Annotated in this window: 17 protein-coding genes; 6 read left to right on the forward strand and 11 right to left on the reverse strand. The window is 42.7% G+C overall.

The window, feature by feature from the left end:
* The first annotated feature begins 245 nt into the window (after positions 1-245).
* The 3 genes from pdxA to ABZP31_RS02795 are packed head-to-tail and all read left to right on the forward strand — an operon-like array spanning position 246 to position 2,890.
* The gene (gene pdxA, locus ABZP31_RS02785) at positions 246-1,211 is read left to right on the forward strand and encodes a 4-hydroxythreonine-4-phosphate dehydrogenase PdxA (protein WP_005016104.1); all 966 of its coding nucleotides are present in this window, start codon (positions 246-248) and stop codon (positions 1,209-1,211) included.
* Positions 1,212-1,231: 20 nt separating this feature from the next.
* Positions 1,232-2,044, forward strand: coding sequence for a 16S rRNA (adenine(1518)-N(6)/adenine(1519)-N(6))-dimethyltransferase RsmA (rsmA, locus tag ABZP31_RS02790; RefSeq protein ID WP_005016100.1), 813 nt, complete (start codon positions 1,232-1,234; stop codon positions 2,042-2,044).
* Between the two features lie 3 nt (positions 2,045-2,047).
* Positions 2,048-2,890, forward strand: a complete 843-nt coding sequence (locus tag ABZP31_RS02795) for a symmetrical bis(5'-nucleosyl)-tetraphosphatase (RefSeq protein ID WP_005016098.1) — start codon at positions 2,048-2,050, stop codon at positions 2,888-2,890.
* A gap of 111 nt (positions 2,891-3,001) precedes the next feature.
* Here ABZP31_RS02795 and ABZP31_RS02800 read toward each other — a convergent pair whose 3' ends face one another.
* The 5 genes from ABZP31_RS02800 to ABZP31_RS02820 all read right to left on the reverse strand — a co-directional run bounded on the left by ABZP31_RS02800 (position 3,002) and on the right by ABZP31_RS02820 (position 6,205).
* A complete protein-coding gene (locus ABZP31_RS02800; protein WP_005404335.1) occupies positions 3,002-3,448 on the reverse strand; it encodes a DUF2147 domain-containing protein in 447 nt (148 codons plus the stop codon).
* Between the two features lie 95 nt (positions 3,449-3,543).
* Positions 3,544-4,212 (reverse strand): LrgB family protein, encoded by a 669-nt coding sequence (locus tag ABZP31_RS02805; RefSeq protein WP_005406959.1) that lies wholly within the window; start codon positions 4,210-4,212, stop codon positions 3,544-3,546.
* 12 nt (positions 4,213-4,224) lie between these two features.
* A complete protein-coding gene (locus ABZP31_RS02810; RefSeq protein WP_005016094.1) occupies positions 4,225-4,596 on the reverse strand; it encodes a hypothetical protein in 372 nt (123 codons plus the stop codon).
* Between the two features lie 38 nt (positions 4,597-4,634).
* Positions 4,635-5,975: a ribosome rescue GTPase HflX gene (gene hflX, locus ABZP31_RS02815; RefSeq protein ID WP_005016093.1), complete on the reverse strand. Its 1,341-nt coding sequence runs from the start codon at positions 5,973-5,975 to the stop codon at positions 4,635-4,637.
* Between the two features lie 89 nt (positions 5,976-6,064).
* Positions 6,065-6,205: a hypothetical protein gene (locus tag ABZP31_RS02820; protein WP_158695751.1), complete on the reverse strand. Its 141-nt coding sequence runs from the start codon at positions 6,203-6,205 to the stop codon at positions 6,065-6,067.
* 153 nt (positions 6,206-6,358) lie between these two features.
* Between ABZP31_RS02820 and ABZP31_RS02825 the strand changes: the two genes are divergently transcribed.
* Positions 6,359-7,195 carry a 1-acyl-sn-glycerol-3-phosphate acyltransferase gene (locus ABZP31_RS02825; RefSeq protein WP_005016092.1) on the forward strand — a complete coding sequence of 279 codons (837 nt, stop codon included), beginning with the start codon at positions 6,359-6,361 and terminating at the stop codon, positions 7,193-7,195.
* Positions 7,196-7,262: 67 nt separating this feature from the next.
* Here the strand turns inward: ABZP31_RS02825 and ABZP31_RS02830 are convergent, their stop codons facing one another.
* Positions 7,263-8,861: a phospholipase D family protein gene (locus ABZP31_RS02830; RefSeq protein ID WP_005404333.1), complete on the reverse strand. Its 1,599-nt coding sequence runs from the start codon at positions 8,859-8,861 to the stop codon at positions 7,263-7,265.
* A 136-nt stretch (positions 8,862-8,997) separates the two neighbouring features.
* On the opposite strand from ABZP31_RS02830, the gene ABZP31_RS02835 reads away from it, so the two are divergent.
* Positions 8,998-10,008, forward strand: coding sequence for a metallophosphoesterase (locus ABZP31_RS02835; protein WP_248134430.1), 1,011 nt, complete (start codon positions 8,998-9,000; stop codon positions 10,006-10,008).
* Between the two features lie 68 nt (positions 10,009-10,076).
* Here ABZP31_RS02835 and ABZP31_RS02840 read toward each other — a convergent pair whose 3' ends face one another.
* Positions 10,077-11,390: an MFS transporter gene (locus tag ABZP31_RS02840; RefSeq protein WP_034683950.1), complete on the reverse strand. Its 1,314-nt coding sequence runs from the start codon at positions 11,388-11,390 to the stop codon at positions 10,077-10,079.
* Positions 11,391-11,529: 139 nt separating this feature from the next.
* The gene (locus tag ABZP31_RS02845) at positions 11,530-12,171 is read right to left on the reverse strand and encodes a hemolysin III family protein (RefSeq protein ID WP_248134428.1); all 642 of its coding nucleotides are present in this window, start codon (positions 12,169-12,171) and stop codon (positions 11,530-11,532) included.
* 102 nt (positions 12,172-12,273) lie between these two features.
* On the opposite strand from ABZP31_RS02845, the gene ABZP31_RS02850 reads away from it, so the two are divergent.
* On the forward strand, positions 12,274-13,494 hold the full coding sequence (locus ABZP31_RS02850; RefSeq protein ID WP_248134426.1) for an SAM-dependent methyltransferase: 1,221 nt from the start codon (positions 12,274-12,276) through the stop codon (positions 13,492-13,494).
* A 93-nt stretch (positions 13,495-13,587) separates the two neighbouring features.
* On the opposite strand, the gene ABZP31_RS02855 is transcribed toward ABZP31_RS02850, so the two are convergent.
* The 3 genes from ABZP31_RS02855 to ABZP31_RS02865 form a co-directional block, all read right to left on the reverse strand.
* Positions 13,588-14,457 (reverse strand): patatin family protein, encoded by an 870-nt coding sequence (locus ABZP31_RS02855; protein WP_075040890.1) that lies wholly within the window; start codon positions 14,455-14,457, stop codon positions 13,588-13,590.
* 19 nt (positions 14,458-14,476) lie between these two features.
* Positions 14,477-14,803 (reverse strand): hypothetical protein, encoded by a 327-nt coding sequence (locus tag ABZP31_RS02860; RefSeq protein ID WP_005016067.1) that lies wholly within the window; start codon positions 14,801-14,803, stop codon positions 14,477-14,479.
* A gap of 207 nt (positions 14,804-15,010) precedes the next feature.
* Complete coding sequence (locus tag ABZP31_RS02865; RefSeq protein WP_248134423.1) at positions 15,011-17,149, reverse strand: 3-hydroxyacyl-CoA dehydrogenase NAD-binding domain-containing protein; 2,139 nt, start codon at positions 17,147-17,149, stop codon at positions 15,011-15,013.
* Between the last annotated feature and the right edge of the window lie 2 nt (positions 17,150-17,151).

The following is a 17,151-nucleotide window of genomic DNA, read 5'->3' on the forward strand; positions in this document are numbered from 1 at the left end:
GCACTATATGACGAGCCCTAATATTTTAAATATTAATTTTACTGCTGGTATTCTCTATATCTATAGAGTTTTAAATAAAATTGATGAAGCTATAGAATCTTTTATCTGGAAGCTTCTTTATTTTAATAAGCATAACGCTGCTACATACAATTTAAGACCCTATACAATGCTCTCAGCTGTACAATATAAATTAAAGATGATTAGGTCTGAAGTTAATCATCCTTAAAACTCAGGAGTCGTTAAGTATGCTGCCTTTATATGTGACCAGTGGTGAGCCGGCAGGAATTGGTCCAGATATTTGTCTCAGTTTGGCAGAACGTATGGATCGACGGCCGATTGTTATTCTGGCTGACCGCACATTGTTACTCGACCGTGCGGAACAGCTGGGCTATAGCCTTAAACTGATAGACTATACAGGACAGCAGCAAGCTTGTGTTCCCGGTGAATTATATGTCGAACATGTTCCTCTAAAAGTACCTTGTAAAAATGGTGAGTTAAATCCCCAAAATTCAGCATACGTACTTGAGCAGTTACAGCGCTCGGCGGCTTATGCCATGACAGGAAAAAGCGCGGGGGTAGCGACTGCACCTGTACAAAAATCTGTAATCAATGAAGCTGGAATAAAATTTAGTGGACACACTGAGTACTATCAGGAGTTTGCCGGGGTAGAGCGTGTAGTGATGATGCTGGCAACCAAAACCTTAAGAGTGGCACTGGTCACTACTCATTTGCCCTTGCGTGCTGTTCCAGATGCCATTACAGAAGAACGCCTGCATCAGGTGATCAATATTCTGCTTCATGATTTAAAAACTAAATTTAAGATTGAGCAACCGAAGATTCTGGTTTGTGGACTAAATCCGCATGCAGGTGAAAATGGTTATCTGGGCCGTGAAGAAATTGAAGTAATTAACCCGGTGTTAGAACATTACCGTGCACAAGATATTAATATGAGTCTGAGCCTGCCCGCTGATACATTATTTACGCCAGAAAACCTAAAAGATGCTGATGCTGTTTTGGCCATGTATCACGACCAAGGGCTACCTGTGCTAAAATCTCAAGGTTTTGGTGAAGCCATCAATATTACATTGGGTTTACCGTTTATTCGTACTTCAGTTGATCACGGCACTGCATTATCGCTTGCCGGAACTGGTCGGGCAAAAAGTTCAAGCCTGCAGGTTGCGGTTGACCTGGCGCTTGAGTTAGCTCACTAATTTTTGTTGGAAATCGTTCTATGTATCATATTAATGCCCTAAACCCTAAAGATGAAGGGCATAAGGCGCGAAAACGCTTTGGCCAAAACTTCCTGCATGATCAACGGGTAATTGAAAAAATTGTACGTTCAGTCAATCCTCAGCCGGGTGATAATATTGTAGAAATTGGTCCTGGACTGGCTGCGTTAACTGCACCTCTTATTGCCGAGTGTGAAGCACTGACCGTGGTGGAACTGGACCGTGATCTTGCAGCAGGTTTGCCTGGACGGGTACCTTATCCTGAGCGTTTGACCATTATAGAATCCGATGCATTAAAATATGATTTCAGTCAGCTTTTTAAAGAAGGTCAGCCATTACGTGCAGTAGGCAATCTGCCTTACAATATTTCTACGCCATTATTGTTTCATCTCCTGGAGTTTGGCGATAAAGTCAAAGATATGCATTTTATGCTGCAAAAAGAAGTTGTAGATAGAATTACCGCTGAACCAAATACTAAAGAATATGGGCGCCTGTCAGTGATGATTCAGTATTATTGCAAGCCGACCTATTTGTTTGAAGTGCCACCCGGTTCATTTAATCCACCACCAAAAGTGACATCTGCAGTATTTCGTCTGGAACCCTACAAAGACAAACCGATCGTAGCCCAGAATGAAAAGGCTTTGGCACGTTTAGTTTCGCATGTTTTTACCCAGCGTCGTAAAACTCTGCGTAACAGCTTAAAAGGAATGCTGGCAGAAAATGGTTTTGAAAAAGCCGGGGTTAATCCGATGGCACGTCCGGAAACATTAACACTTGCCGAATTTGTTGCTCTTTCTGACAATATGGTGAACTAAGATATGGCAAAACGCTATAACTATATTATCGGAGACATACAGGGCTGTTTTGAGGCTTTAAAAGCATTACTCAAGCATATTCAGTTTGACGCTAGCCAAGATTTTATCTGGTTTGCTGGTGATATTGTCGCACGTGGTGAAAACTCACTGGGTGCATTGCGCTTTGTCAAAAAACTGGTTGAGAATGGGGCAGCAGCTACAGTTCTGGGAAATCATGATCTGAATCTTTTGGCCTGTGCCCGTGGTTTGAAAGAAACCAAACCTAAAGATAAAACTCAGGAAGTGATTGATGCTATAGATAGTGACGAGCTGATTGACTGGTTGCGAAAACAGCCCCTGTGTCTATTTCCTGACGAGAAAACAATACTAACCCATGCCGGCGTGCCTTGTATCTGGACCGCAGAACAGGCTGCCTGCTTGGCCCATGAGGTGGAGGCTATACTGGCTCATGAAAATTTTACAGTATTGGATGACTTTCTAAGCGCGATGTACGGCACAGAACCAGACATATGGTCAGATAAATTGCAGGGTAATGCGCGTTTACGCTGTATTACCAATTATTTGACCCGGATGCGCCTTAGCAATGCAGAAGGCCGTCTTGAGTTCAGCTTCAAGGATTCTTTAGATGATCCAATGCCGGCAGGCTTTCAGCCCTGGTTTGAATTTGATTCTAAAGCCGCAGAAACACATCAGATTGTATTTGGTCATTGGGCAGCCTTACAGGCTAAGACTGTCAGTACGAATATCCAGAATGTTGATGGAGGCTGTGTCTGGGGAAATCAGCTGGTTGCATTTCGTCTGGAAGATCAGCAATTATTTAAAGTCGATAATCCTTGCGTTGACTAGAGGCTTATTAATTTCTTAATGAGCAATATGCTAGAAAAAATTGTTAGAAATAATCTATAAAAAACCACTCGGTATGAGTGGTTTTTTAATGAAAAGATTTTATAGATTGAATTAGTCCTGACGAATCCAAGTCTGATTACGCCCCAAAGCAGAAACGCCAACATAACCACGTAACTGAAGACGTTTACCATTCGAACTCAGTTTGGCTTTCATGCTGTAAATTTTTCCACTTAAAGGATCGATAATACGGCCGCCCGTATAATTTTCACCTTCAGTATGTTTTAGACCAGTTAATACATCCATACCAAGAATTGGTTTATTGGTATAAGGCGCTGGACAATTTACACATGTTTCTTTAGGTGTATAACCTGGACGTGGTGTAACTTTAATAATACGACCAGTAAATGAACCATTGGCTTCCTGCCTGATCTCAATCAATGCTTTAGATGAGCCAGTTTTATCGTCAATATTTTTCCAGGTCCCCGAAATATCCTGTGCAAAGGCTGCACTCGACAATGCGGAAAAAATGATGGCGCTGGCAAACTTAATTTTCTGCATCATTCAAATCCTTTTTGTATGAAAATGATCACAAATGTTATAGTAAGGTTAAACTTTAAACTCTTCAATCTTTATTTATGATTACCAGGTCACATTTATTGTAAATAAAGCAAGAATGTTGGAAGCCAGATTGCGGTAAATACACCATTGACAGCCATTCCAAATGCTGCATAACGACCGGCAACCTGTCCACGTTGCCAAGCTTGAGCTGTACCAATTGCATGTGCTGCTAACCCCAGTGCAAGGCCAGACGCCCGTTCATCATTAATGTGTCTCAAGAGCAAAGGTGAAAAAGCAGCCCCAATCACACCGGATAGAATTACAATCAGGGTGACGAGAGTCAAAGGTGCATGTAACAAGGTAGCAATGTTCAGTGCAATTGGTGTTGTGACTGCCCGGGTTGCAAAAGCTAAAACAGTGGGCTCAGACATGTGCAATAAATAAGCAAGAGTCATGGGTAATGCAACCGCACTAACACTGGCAAAGACCAGAATGCCGACCATTGATTTTAAGGGAAGATCGTCATAACGCATGGCCGCCAGCGGGACAGCTAAAGCAACAGTTACATAACCCAGCAGTCGATTAAAAATTGGATTGACATTCTGCATGTAATCTTCATAAGGCTGCTGAAGCAAGGCTAGCAGTCCGACCACAATGAACATACCAAAAACCAGTAGAGGGACCTGAGGAAATCGTTGATTCAAATATTTTGCACAGAAGTAGCTGACTGTAGTTAGCAAAAAGCCAAAAATAATCATGAGCATCGTTTTTATTCCTTATAACCAGCGTTTTGCCATTTTTGCATAAACCCATAACGGGAACAGGGTACTGATCACCAGCACTACCAGAAATAACGGAATATCTTTACCCATATGTATCAGCATCATAAGTGAGCCGGCACAGATGGGCAAAAAGGCAAAAGCGCTTTCTTTCATGATCTTGTTATTGGTATCCACCAGACGGTGTGGCAATTTTTTAAATCTACGCCAGATCAACAGGATAATCAGCAGGCTGATCAGTCCAGTCAGATTACCCAGTTCAGGATGATTCCAGATTGACATGACCCAAACAGCAGCTTCACGGAAGATAACAATCAGGGCAAGCGTACCTGCCCAAGCGGCCCAGTCTATATTTTTAATTCGGTCCATGTCTTATTCAGCTTTTTTAAAACGTTATTTATCACGTTTTAACCTATCTGGTCCCTGATTTCAAACTCTTCCAGTGGTCGTTTGAACTGTTGAGAGTTCTGACCAAGTATTTCATCAATGGGTAAATGAGCTTGCTTGATCAGTTGCTCGAGTTTGTGGGGGGCCATATTCACAGTCAGATGAAGTTGACCTTCATCATCATAGGCTTCTGATTGGATCACATTCAGAGCATAAAGCTGTGTACGTAGCTTGCCATAAGCAGGATTGAGGACCAGTTCAAATTGCTGGAGTTGGCCCATCAGGCATTCCTGAACAGCCTGACGTAGCAGTTCAAGTCCCTGGCCTGAATGTGCCGATACATACACTCGTTCCGGCATGTGCGGTTTGGCATAGATAATTTTGGCTGCTTCACCACTTACATCGATCTTATTGTATACGCGCAGTACAGGTACATCAGCTCCAATTTCTTTAAGCACTGACTCTACGGCATCAATCTGTTCCATCATATCAGGGGTGCTGCTATCAATCACATGCAGCAACAAAGTCGCTTCCAGTGTTTCTTCGAGCGTAGCCTTAAATGACTCTACCAGAGAGTGGGGCAGGTTACGTACAAACCCTACCGTATCAGCCAGTACCAGACTGCCAATACCATCCCATTCCAGTCGCCGTAAGGTTGGATCTAATGTGGCAAAGAGCTGGTTAGCCGCATAGACTTCAGTATTTGCCAATATATTAAACAGGGTAGACTTACCGGCATTGGTATAACCCACTAGTGAAACAGTTGGAATAGCAGCTTTCTGACGTGCAGCACGACCTTGCATGCGGGTCTGGCGTACTTTTTCAAGTTTGTCTTTTAGCTGGCCCATACGGATCCGCAGTAAGCGACGGTCTGTTTCTAGCTGTGATTCCCCCGGACCACGCAAGCCGATCCCGCCTTTTTGTCGTTCTAGGTGAGTCCAGCCACGCACCAGACGGGTAGACAAATGTTCAAGTTGTGCCAGCTCAACCTGCAGTTTACCTTCATGAGTCCGAGCACGCTGTGCAAAAATATCCAGGATAAGGCCAGTCCGGTCAATGACACGGCACTGCATGACTCGTTCGAGGTTACGTTCCTGTGCAGGAGACAGGGAATGGTCAAAAATAACCAGATCAATCTCTTCAGTCTTGACCAGTTCAGCAATTTCTTCTGCTTTACCTGAACCAATAAAAAGTTTTGGGTCTGGCTTAATACGTTGTGCAGTTACATGGTGTAGGATTTCAGCGCCTGCTGATTGAGCTAAAAGGCGAAACTCTTCGGTATCGATATCTTCCAATAACTGGACCGAAACACTGACCAGGATTGCTCGTTCACCACCTTGATGTCGCTCAAAATATTCCACTAATCTGTAGACTCTCTAGCATTAAAACTTCATTTTAAATAAAAGCTGTATCCTACGCGAGCTTAATTAATTAAATTCGGTAACAAGCTTTAGATCATGCTGGAAAAGGCCTGAGCTGTTAAGATCATTCCACCGGCATACAGAATTGACCAGCCTAAAATAGTTTTTAAGGTAGAAAACATTTCAATATGTTCTACAGGGGGCTGCTGCTGGTTAGATACTTTCATCACCTTACCTCTATTTATTAATCCGATGAATATATAATATTTGATTGGATAAAATAATTAAAATTGAATTTTTTTATCCTTATGTTCGGTTTTTATCATCAATGCAAGGAGTGCTTTAAAAGTATAGAATGGAGCTGCAATTGAAATTGTTAAAATATGATCAGTTTTAGTGATAACTCTATGTCTCAGCTTTCCACTCAGCCTGTGCCGGTCTCCGGGCTTTCTAAAATCTGGCTTTACAGTAAAAAAATCGTCACGGGTATAGCACTTATCATAGAGGGCTTTTATCTGGTTTATCGTCACAGGTTATATAAGCATCCTAATAAAGTAGAAAATACCCGTTATGTACAGTATTTCTGTCGCCGTCTTGGCGAGGTATTTAATGTCGAGGTGCGGATTCATGGCACTATTCCTCGCCAGCCAGCACTTTGGGTCAGTAATCATATTTCATGGTTGGATATCGCAGTAATTGGTTCAGCAGCACGGGTATTTTTCTTGGCCAAGGCCGAAATTGAACAGTGGCCAGTGCTGGGTAAACTGGCTAAAGCAGGCGGTACGTTATTTATTAAACGGGGTTCTGGTGATTCAACCAGAATTCGTGAGCAGCTTACCGATTTTTTGAAACAGGATATTCCGGTTCTATTTTTTCCTGAGGCCACTACATCTGATGGCAGTTATATCAAGCGGGTATATGGCCGTTTGCTGGGCGCCGCATTGGCTGCACACAAACCGGTACAGATTGCGCTGATCTGTTATGTTAACCAGCAGGGAAAGTTAGATACGATTGTTCCGTTTATTGATGATCTGACTTTTGCTGAACATGTGCGCCGTGTACTTGAAATGCCACCTGTTACAGCCCACCTGATGGCTTTACCCGCTATTTCAGTAGAAGGCCATACGCTTGAGAGCTTAACTGCTGAAGTCCAGCAGGCTATGGTCAACGGTCTGGCCGAACTACATCAAAATGTTTTAAAAACTACAGCTATATCTTAAATTGAATAGCCAATTTGAAAATAAAAAGCTCGGTCGTCTGAGCTTTTTATTTTCTGTTCTGAATACTTTACATAAAGCCTTCTAGAGGTAACCAAGACAGGGCCTTAATGCCGGCACGTTCCCACCATTTCATTCGTGGCTCTTTATGATAGATCTTTCCACCCGGCTCTTGTGGCTGGAATTCCCAGGTCAGTTTATTATTGGCATCTAAAACCAGTTTATATGCATATTTTTTAAGATTTTCATCCATAGTTTTATGCACAGCGTTCGCCAGTTGAGGGCTGTTAAGAATGACTCCAATTTCAGAGTTTAAATAGGCTGAACGGGGATCAAAATTAAAAGAACCAATAAATACCTGTTTTTCATCTAGTGCCATCATTTTGGCATGCAGGCTGGAGCGACTGAGTCCTTTCATGCTGACTTTGGCTTTTTTTGAAATCTCCTGATTTACTTCATTTAGTTCTTCATCCGTGACAGCAGGTAGAAACTCATAAAGCTGTACACCATTTTCGAGCAACTGTTGACGGTACTTGGCATAAAATGCGTGTACAACGGCGACGTCATTTGCTGCATAAGAGTTAGTGAGTACCCGAACTTTAATACCGTCTTCTGCCAGCTGGCTCAGCATTTTCGCACCTTGCTTTTCAGGAACAAAATAGGCCGAGATCAGATCAACACTCTGTTCTGGTTTATCCAGATATTTTAATAACTGAAAATTGAGTAAACCTTCCTTTTTTGCTTTTGCTTTAATTTTTTCAGGTGGATCTTTAACGACCTCTGCTTTTACCCAGTCAAAACCAATTTTGTGATAAAGCCATTCATCAAATGCTTTAGAACGGTTCGTCAGATCCAGATAGTTTTGTACACTCACTTCCTGATTATGGATGTCGAGCTGACGTTTCAGGCTTTCATAGCGTAAATGATGCCGCTGTGCACTGACAATTTCCTTAACCGGATAGGCATAATCATCATTCCAGTAGTCATCAAAGGAATGCACAATATCATCAACTGCTGACCCTACCAGCATGACATCAACATCTGAGAACTGATAGGTTTCACTAACGTTATAGTACTGGTTGCTCATGTTACGTCCACCGATCAGGGCAATTTGGTGGTCAGCAATAAAACTTTTATTATGCATACGCCGGTTGATGCGTTTTAGGTCAAGCACCATGTCCATGGCACGGTATTTCCGGAAGCGATACGGATTAAATAGTTTAATTTCAATGTTTTTATGTTGTGATAACGCTAAATAAATTCCTTCCATGTTCTTGGCATTGTTATCATCTATCAGGAGCCTGACTTTAACACCGCGGTCTGCAGCACGAATCAGGGCATGCAGAGCCAGTGCACCAATCCGGTCGTTGTCCCAGATGTAGTATTGCAGATCTAAAGATTTTTCAGCTTTATCGATGAGACGTAGACGTGCTGCCAATGCTTCAAGTGGATCATATAGCACATGGTAACCAGTCAGGCCCGGATTCTGTTCACGTAGTGGTGTAACGATCTGCGAAAGGCTGGTTTGGCTTGCATCAATATCATGGGCGTACTGAGGAACCTGAGGCATTTGTCGAGGTAGCGTGGTACAAGCCGGAACAGTGAGCAGTAAACTGCAGCTCGCTAATAGCACAGCGCCAGACGAAGATTTCAAAGATCGTAAACGCATAAATAAGAGTGACCGATAGGACAGAAGAAACCGTAGCAATATGCTTACGAGTACAGAACTGAGCTAGAGTATAATTGGGTCGTAACAAAATATAAATATATAGCCCATTCGGGGCGATATGGATCAGAGATAGAGTATGCTGAAACTGACATCCCTAGTATTTTACTTTTATCTGAGCTTTGGACTCATTGCGCTTTGGGCAGTCTCTCAAGCCTGGATCAGCCAGTCGTGTACCGAAACGATTCATCCTTTTAAAGCCTTTGTGCATCTACTGGCTTTCTATCTTTCTTATCTGCTTTTTCCCTTATTCTTTTTTAGCCTATATGCAGGCTGGAGTGGTTATTTCAGTATCCATGAAGCTGTATTTGTCTTTCTTCTCAGCAGTGTGCTGATCTATGCACGTTTTATTGAGCCTCATTTAGTGCATGTACATCGGCACCAGTTCTCTTTAAATCCTGAAAAACCTTTCCAAAAACCGGTTAAGGTTGCTCTGATTGCTGACTTGCATATAGGTTTATTTTCCGGACATGAACGCCAGCTTAAGATTATTGTAAATAAAATTAATCAGGAAAATCCTGATATTGTTGTGGTTGCCGGAGACTGGACATATGAACCTGAAAACCAGCTGGCAAAAGAACTTGAGATGTTGCGTGAGATTAAGGCACCCGTATATTCGGTGACCGGCAATCATGACGAACAGTATCCGGGACCACCTATTCAGGAATTATTACGACACGCATTAGAGAGTAACAATGTCATCGACATTGAGGGGAAGATTGTTGAATTTGATGAATTCCGACTGATTGGAGTAGGTGACTTGTGGGCAGGTAAAACAGACATGCGCTTACTTCCAGAGTTACCTCAAGATAAGCCTTGGTTAATTTTGTCGCATAATCCAGATACAGTAGATATGGTACCTGCTTTACCGACACGTCCTCTCATGCTTTCAGGCCACACTCATGGTGGACAGGTCGAATTGCCTTGGGTAACCAACTATATTATGAAGAAAGTCTCGATACTGGGGCATAAACGCGGTTTATATAAGCACGAGCATGCAGATGTATTTGTAACGGTAGGGACTGGAATGGTTGGGGTACCTTTTCGTTTTCGTGTACCGCCAACTATTGATATTATTGAATTGATTTGATGAAGACAGATTCATCACCTGATATAAAAAAGACGGGCTTCTCCCGTCTTTTTTATAACTGCTTCAGCTTAGATCTGGTTATTTACATCTTCATTTTTAGTTTCACGGATCAGCATAAACGCAATCAGTGAAAGAATAGAAGCAGCTGAGAGATAATAACCAACTGCTGCCAGGCCATAATTTTCAGCCAGCTTAGTCGCAATTAGCGGTGCAAATGATGCACCGAAAATACCTGCGAGGTTAAATGTTAAAGCAGAACCAGTATACCGTACTGAAGTCGGGAACAGCTCAGATAAAACCGTACCAATTGGCCCATAAGTCATTCCCATAATTGCAAGGCCGGTACATAAAAACAGGAATACAACCAAGGTACTACCTGATTCCAGCATGGAAGAAAATACCAGACCAAATAAGGCAGCCGCTATACATACCCCAATAGAAGTAGCTTTACGGCCAAACTTTTCTGCAAATACTGCGGAGAGTGGAATAAAAGCAGCAAAACATAAAGTTGCAATCAGTTGCAGTTCAAGAAACTCGCCCCGTGAATAACCTAACTGTGTTGTGGCCCAGTTCAATGCAAATACGGTGGTTAGATAAAAGACAACAAAGGTACAGATAGCAGCCACAGTACCTAAAACCAGCATTGAAAAGTGCTTGGTAAATACTTCTTTAAATGGAATATTAACTTCTTTCTGTTTATCAAGCACCTTCTGAAAAGCAGGGGTTTCATGTAATTTCAGTCGGATATACAGACCTACAATAACCAGTGCCGCACTTGCAATAAAAGGAATACGCCAGCCCCATTGCAAAAATGCTTCTTCAGACATCAGAGCGCCTAGGAGCAGAAATGAGCCAGTCGCCAGAATAAAGCCAATTGGAGCACCAAGCTGAGGAAACATGCCATACCAGGCACGCTTGCCTTCTGGTGCATTTTCAGTAGCCAGCAATACTGCACCACTCCATTCACCCCCCAGCCCCAAACCTTGGCCCAGACGGCAAAGTGCCAATAATAACGGAGCTATAATACCAATCTGTGCATAGGTGGGTAATAAACCAATACAGACTGTGGAGATACCCATCGTCAGAAGGGCAGCTACCAGTGTTGCCTTACGGCCAATCCGGTCACCGAGATGGCCAAATAGTGCTGCACCAATTGGGCGGGCAATAAACGCAATAGCAAAAGTCGCTAAAGACTGGAGTACTGCCGCGCTACCGCTTCCTGCCGGAAAAAACAGGTGAGGGAAAACAATCACTGCGGCAGTCGCATAGATATAAAAATCAAAAAATTCAATCGTCGTGCCGACGAGGCTCGCGAATAAAACACGAGCCTTAGAGTTAGTCGCTACTTCGGTGGTAGCAGCTGTAGTAGTTGATGACGCCATGGGTAACCTTACACTTCGTAAAAATAAATATTAGTTTTAAAAGCGTAATCTTTTTAAAAAAGGCGTAATTTCTTAAAAAAACAACGAAAATTAATCCATTAATCTCGTTCAGGGTCACTGAAAAGTGAGTACAAATGAATTAGATTACGTAAAGATAGATCGCCAAGAAGTGTAATCCTGCGCCTAACAATACAAAAATATGCCAGATAGCATGAGTATATCTTACTCTTTTTAAGGCATAAAACAATGCACCAATCGTATAAGCCAAACCGCCTGCAATTAAAAGTGTTAAGGTCTGTTTTGACAGGTACTGCCGCATGTCATCCATAACTAGCAATGCCATCCAGCCCATCAACAGATAGGCCAGCAGGGAAATCTTTTGAAAACGGTGAATAAAAATTAATTTAAATACTGTGCCAATACCAGCAATGACCCATAAGGCAATAAGCAGGTTATGTGCTTTAGCGGTAGGCAATGCAATACTTAAAAAAGGCGTATAAGTACCTGCGATGAGATAATAAATGGCTGTGTGGTCCAGTTTCTTGTACCAGAATCTGCGCTGCTCGGTTCTGGAAAAGTGATATAACGTTGAACTGGTGAACAGTAATACCATGCTGCCTGCATATATCCATAATCCAATCCACTGACCAGTCGGGAGATCACTGCCTTTTATGACCATCAGGACACCGGCGATCACGGCAAGTACTGCACCGACTGCATGGCTATATGCATTAAACTGTTCTTCTCTTGGATGATAAGATTCCGCAAGTGGAGAAGTCATAAACCAACTAATATATTTAAAAGTACAAGTGTATATTAATACAGTTTTGCTTTTCAGGTAAGAACATTTAAAATTATTACTAATTTATCCAGGATTCTTTCCATGACATCTCCTGAAAGCTTTTCTGAACAGGAACAGCAATTTTTAAAAGAATTTCAGCAATCCCTTGATTTAAATCATTTTGAACGTCTGATATTAAGTCAGTATCAAGGTAAGCTTGAGGGGCTGCAAAAGATTACTTTCCGTCTGGTTGAGCTGCAAAATCAAGTAAAACTCTCTGGCCTGTATCATTATCAGACTCAAGATGTCACAAAAAACTATACTCTGGAAGAGGCAGTGCTGCACATTACATCTCTGCTTCATGTCTGTAAACAGGCTAACCTGCTGAATGCATCTCATGAGCTACAGCTGAAGAAAAACAAGAAAAAGGTCATGCTTACCCGTACAAAAAGAAAAGACATAACCAGCAAAGATACACCACTTATTACTCATAACCGGGAAAAGCAGCGTTATGTTGCACAAGATCGCCTATTTTTAAAATATTTAGGAATTACCGACGAAAAGGCCCAGATTATTCCGAGCATGGCGCGTAAATGGAAACAGATTAATAAGTTTATTGAAATTTTCTCAGGTGCTTTTGAACAGATTACTACACAAGATAAAGTACGAATTGTTGATTTTGGTTCAGGCAAGGGCTATTTAACCTTTGCCCTATATGACTATCTGCAAGAGCAGAAACAGAAATTGCCTTTAATTACCGGAGTAGAACTGCGGCCTAATCTGGTCAGTTTCTGTCAGGAAATCGCACAGAAATCTGGATTTGAACATCTTGATTTTTTTGAAGGGGATGTGCGGACCTATCATCCTGAGCATCTTGATGTCATGATCGCCCTGCATGCCTGCGATGTGGCAACCGATTTTGCCATTCATACCGGTATCCGTTTAAATGCATCCATGATTATGTGTGCACCATGCTGTCATAAAGAATTACGCCCTCAGCTAGAAAGTCCTGAGGTTCTCCAGCCAATGCTACAATTTGGGATTCATGCCGGACAACAGGCCGAGATGCTGACAGATACTATCCGTGCCTTATTACTCAAAGCTTATGGCTATGATCCCAAAGTCTTTGAATTTATATCTTTAGAACATACCAGTAAGAATAAAATGATACTCGCGACCAAGCGCAAGAACTTCAAGCAGCCTGACCAGTCTGTACTGGAACAGATCAGGGCTTTAAAGGAGATGTATGGTATCCGCAAGCATTCTCTGGAACTGTTGTTAAATGATCAATGGGATCAACAGGATATTGGCTGCAAATGTTAACCTGAAAAATCTGTTCAGTCTTTAACTAAGCACTAGTGCGCTTTGAACCAGAATGAAATAGCGCAAAACTGAAAATATTATAAAAGCCTTGGACTATCTCAAGGCTTTCCACGCTTCAATAGCCTGCAGACCCACATCTAATCCCACTTCATAGGTATATTGTAGTTTTCGTTTGTCCTTGCAGAGCCGGTTGGCAAGCCGTTTGTCATCTGGTGGGCAGATTTCCAGAATCTTTTGTGTCACCGGTGCAGTTTGAGCCTGTCGAATGAACTTTACCGACTGATTATAGCGTTCACAGCGTTCTTGCAAACTTAAGGCAAATCCTTGATTCTTTTTAACTACATATTTTGCCAGAAACTGGTCACCCTTACTGCTGGCTTTAAAATAGTTTTTTGGCCGGGTACGAATCACCATTAGTTGCGTAATATCAGGCTGGGCTGCTGCCCACTGTATTGGCAGGGCATCTGCTACGCCACCATCGAAATAAGGTTCACCATTTACCAGGACGGGTTGACGGGTCAGTACCGGAATGGAACTAGACGCACGTAATCCGTTGAAAATGTTCTCCTGACTGGCACGTACATATTCAGCATGGCCATGAATCGCATGAGTCAGAACCATATAAAAATCTGGATTTTGCCTGAACAGTGCATCCTGATCCAAAGGTGATTCCTGTTCAACAACATCCCACATCCACTGCATGTCTAGCAGATCACCCCCTTTAAGAAAACGACCATAATGGATGAACTCACGGCGCAGGGAATGATCCAGATAAATATCAATATTCCTTCCTATCTGGCCTGCAAGATAGTTGGCTACATTGGTTGAGCCAGAAGAAACCCCGACAAATAAACTGAAAGGATTAAAATCATATTTTAAGAAAGCATCGAGCACACCACAGGTGAAAGAGCCGCGCATACCGCCGCCCTCTACTACAAGTGCATTACGTGTTAAATCTGTCATATGCTTTTAATTCATCAGTTTAATGAGAATGTTCCTGATCACCGTGGCTATGTTCAATATGTTCGCCCGGAGCGGTTGAGGTTTCAGTAGAGGGCTGATCCGGCTGCTGAGTTGCATTAGCCTTTTGCTGGTTAGCCTGTGCTGCCTGCATGGCTTCAGGTGACATGGCCGGTGCATTTTTAAAGGCATGCTGCTGAGTATTTTTTTGCTGCTGACTTGGCATATAGTCTGGCTCATTGGTTACAGCCAGATAAAAAAAGCCCATAAAGAAACAGCCTAGAATCACGGCAACAATCAGTGCTTTCCAGCCCCATGGAGAATGCTCAGGAGAAGAATGATCTACCATAATAAATATCCAAAGTAAGAAAAAATACTGAATAAACTGGATATAGTTATAGCATAAAACTGTCAAGAAATAGACTGGGGATTTCTAATATACTGAAAATGAAAAAAGAATTTTTTGTTTAAAATATAAAAGCTAAAAATGGTTAAATATGAAATGTCTACATGAGAAACAAAAAAGACGCGCAATCGCGTCTTTCTGTTCTGATCATTAAGCAGCGATTGGTAGTCCAGATTGTGCATGTTGTCTTAACCGCTGTGGTGGAGCAAAACGCTCGCCATATTCTGCAGCCAGCTGTTCAGCACGAGCCAAGGCACGTTCCAATCCGTACTGGTTCAGGTACTGTATGGCACCACCGGTCCATGGTGCATAACCGATGCCAAAGATAGAGCCTACATTGGCATCGACTACAGATTCCAGCACACCTTCCTCTAAACAGCGTAATGTATCTAGAGCCTGAACAAAAAGAAAGCGTTCAATCAGCTCCTGCTCTGGTACTTCCTTATTTTTATTCCAGCGGCTCAAGCCTTTCCATAAATATTTTTTACCTTGGGCCGGATATTCATAAAAACCCTGACCTGCGGCTTTACCCTTACGGTCAAATTCATGAATCATGGTTTGAATCACTTCATCAGCCGGTGTCAGGGGTAAATCTTGACCTATGGCCTGTAACGCTTTACGGGTTTCTTTTGCGACATGCTCGCTTAAAGTTAGTGAAACTTCATCCTGAATTGCGAGTGGACCGACGGGCATACCTGCCTTGAGCGCTGCCATTTCTATACGTGCCGGATGGATTCCTTCAGCCAGCATGCGCAGACCTTCCTGTACAAACTTGCCAAACACCCGACTGGTAAAGAAACCACGACTGTCATTGACCACAATAGGAGTTTTACCAATCTGCTGCACAAAGTCATAGGCTTTAGCCAGTGTGGCTGCCGAGGTCTGCTGTCCCTTAATAATTTCGACCAGTTGCATTTTGTCGACCGGGCTAAAAAAATGCAGACCAATAAACTGCGCAGCATTACGACTGGCCTGTGCCAGATCAGAAATGGGTAGGGTCGAGGTGTTTGATGCCATCACACCCGTTTCATTTAAATAAACTTCTGCTTGCTGAGTAACCTGTGCTTTAAGCTGTTGATTTTCAAATACAGCTTCTATCACCAGATCACAACCTTCCAGGGTGCTCATATCAGCTGTAGGATGGATCAGCTGTAAAATCTGGTCACGTTTTTCAGCACTCATACGGCCTTGACTGACTTTTTTATCAAGCAGTTTCTGGCTGTAGGCTTTACCCTTTTCAGCATTTTCTATAGATACATCTTTGAGTATTACTGGAATTCCTTTAATTGCAATAGCATAGGCGATTCCTGCTCCCATCATGCCAGCGCCTAAAACAGCTACCTTTTTAGCCTGCCATTTTTCATATCCTGCCGGACGGCTAGCCCCTGACTTGATGGCATTTAAGCCATGCCAGAATGTTCCTATCATATTTTTAGACACCTGTCCGGTGGCCAGATATGTAAAAGCGCGTGATTCAATCGTAAGTGCAGTATCAAAGTCGACCTGCGCACCTTCAACAGCTGCTGCCAGAATCGCTTCAGGGGCAGGGTAGCAGCCTTTCGTTTTATCAATCAGTATGGCTGGAGCAATCGCCAGCATCTGGGCAACCGCAGGGTGTTTTGGATCTCCGCCCGGAATCTTGAAGCCTTTAACATCGAAAGGCTGCTGTGACTGCGGATGAGCCTGAATCCAGTCAAAGGCCTTCTGTAATAGTTCTTCTTCATGAGCTGCCGTATCATGAATTAGACCCAGTGATAAAGCTTTTTCTACACCAAACTGTTTTCCTTCAATTAAATAAGGCAGGGCAGTTTGAATGCCCAGTAGTCGGATCATCCGCACAATACCTCCACCTCCCGGTAACAAACCCAAGGTCACTTCAGGTAAGCCGAATTTGGTTTTAGAGTCTTTTAAAGCGATACGGTAATGGCAGCCAAGTGCCAGCTCCCAGCCACCACCTAAAGCCGTACCATTTAAACAGGCGACCACTGGAATACCCAGAGTTTCGATATAGCGCAAATCTGCTTTGAGTTTTTGTACCATATGAAAAAATTCAGTTGCCTGTGCCGGTGTAGTAGTCACCAGCTCGTCAAGATCTCCACCGGCAAAGAATGTTTTTTTGGCTGAACGGAAAATAATACCTTTTACTTCAGTTTCAGCTCTGAGCTGCTGAACAACTTTGTCTAGCGATTCACGGAACTCGGCATTCATGGTGTTAGCTGACTGGCCGCTTGAATCTAGGGTCAGCACTACAATATGGTCTGTATTCTTTTCGTATTGAATTGCGCTCATGT

The sequence above is a fragment of the Acinetobacter sp. FL genome, assembly GCF_040744925.1.
GTDB classification, from domain to species: Bacteria; Pseudomonadota; Gammaproteobacteria; order Pseudomonadales; family Moraxellaceae; genus Acinetobacter; species Acinetobacter radioresistens.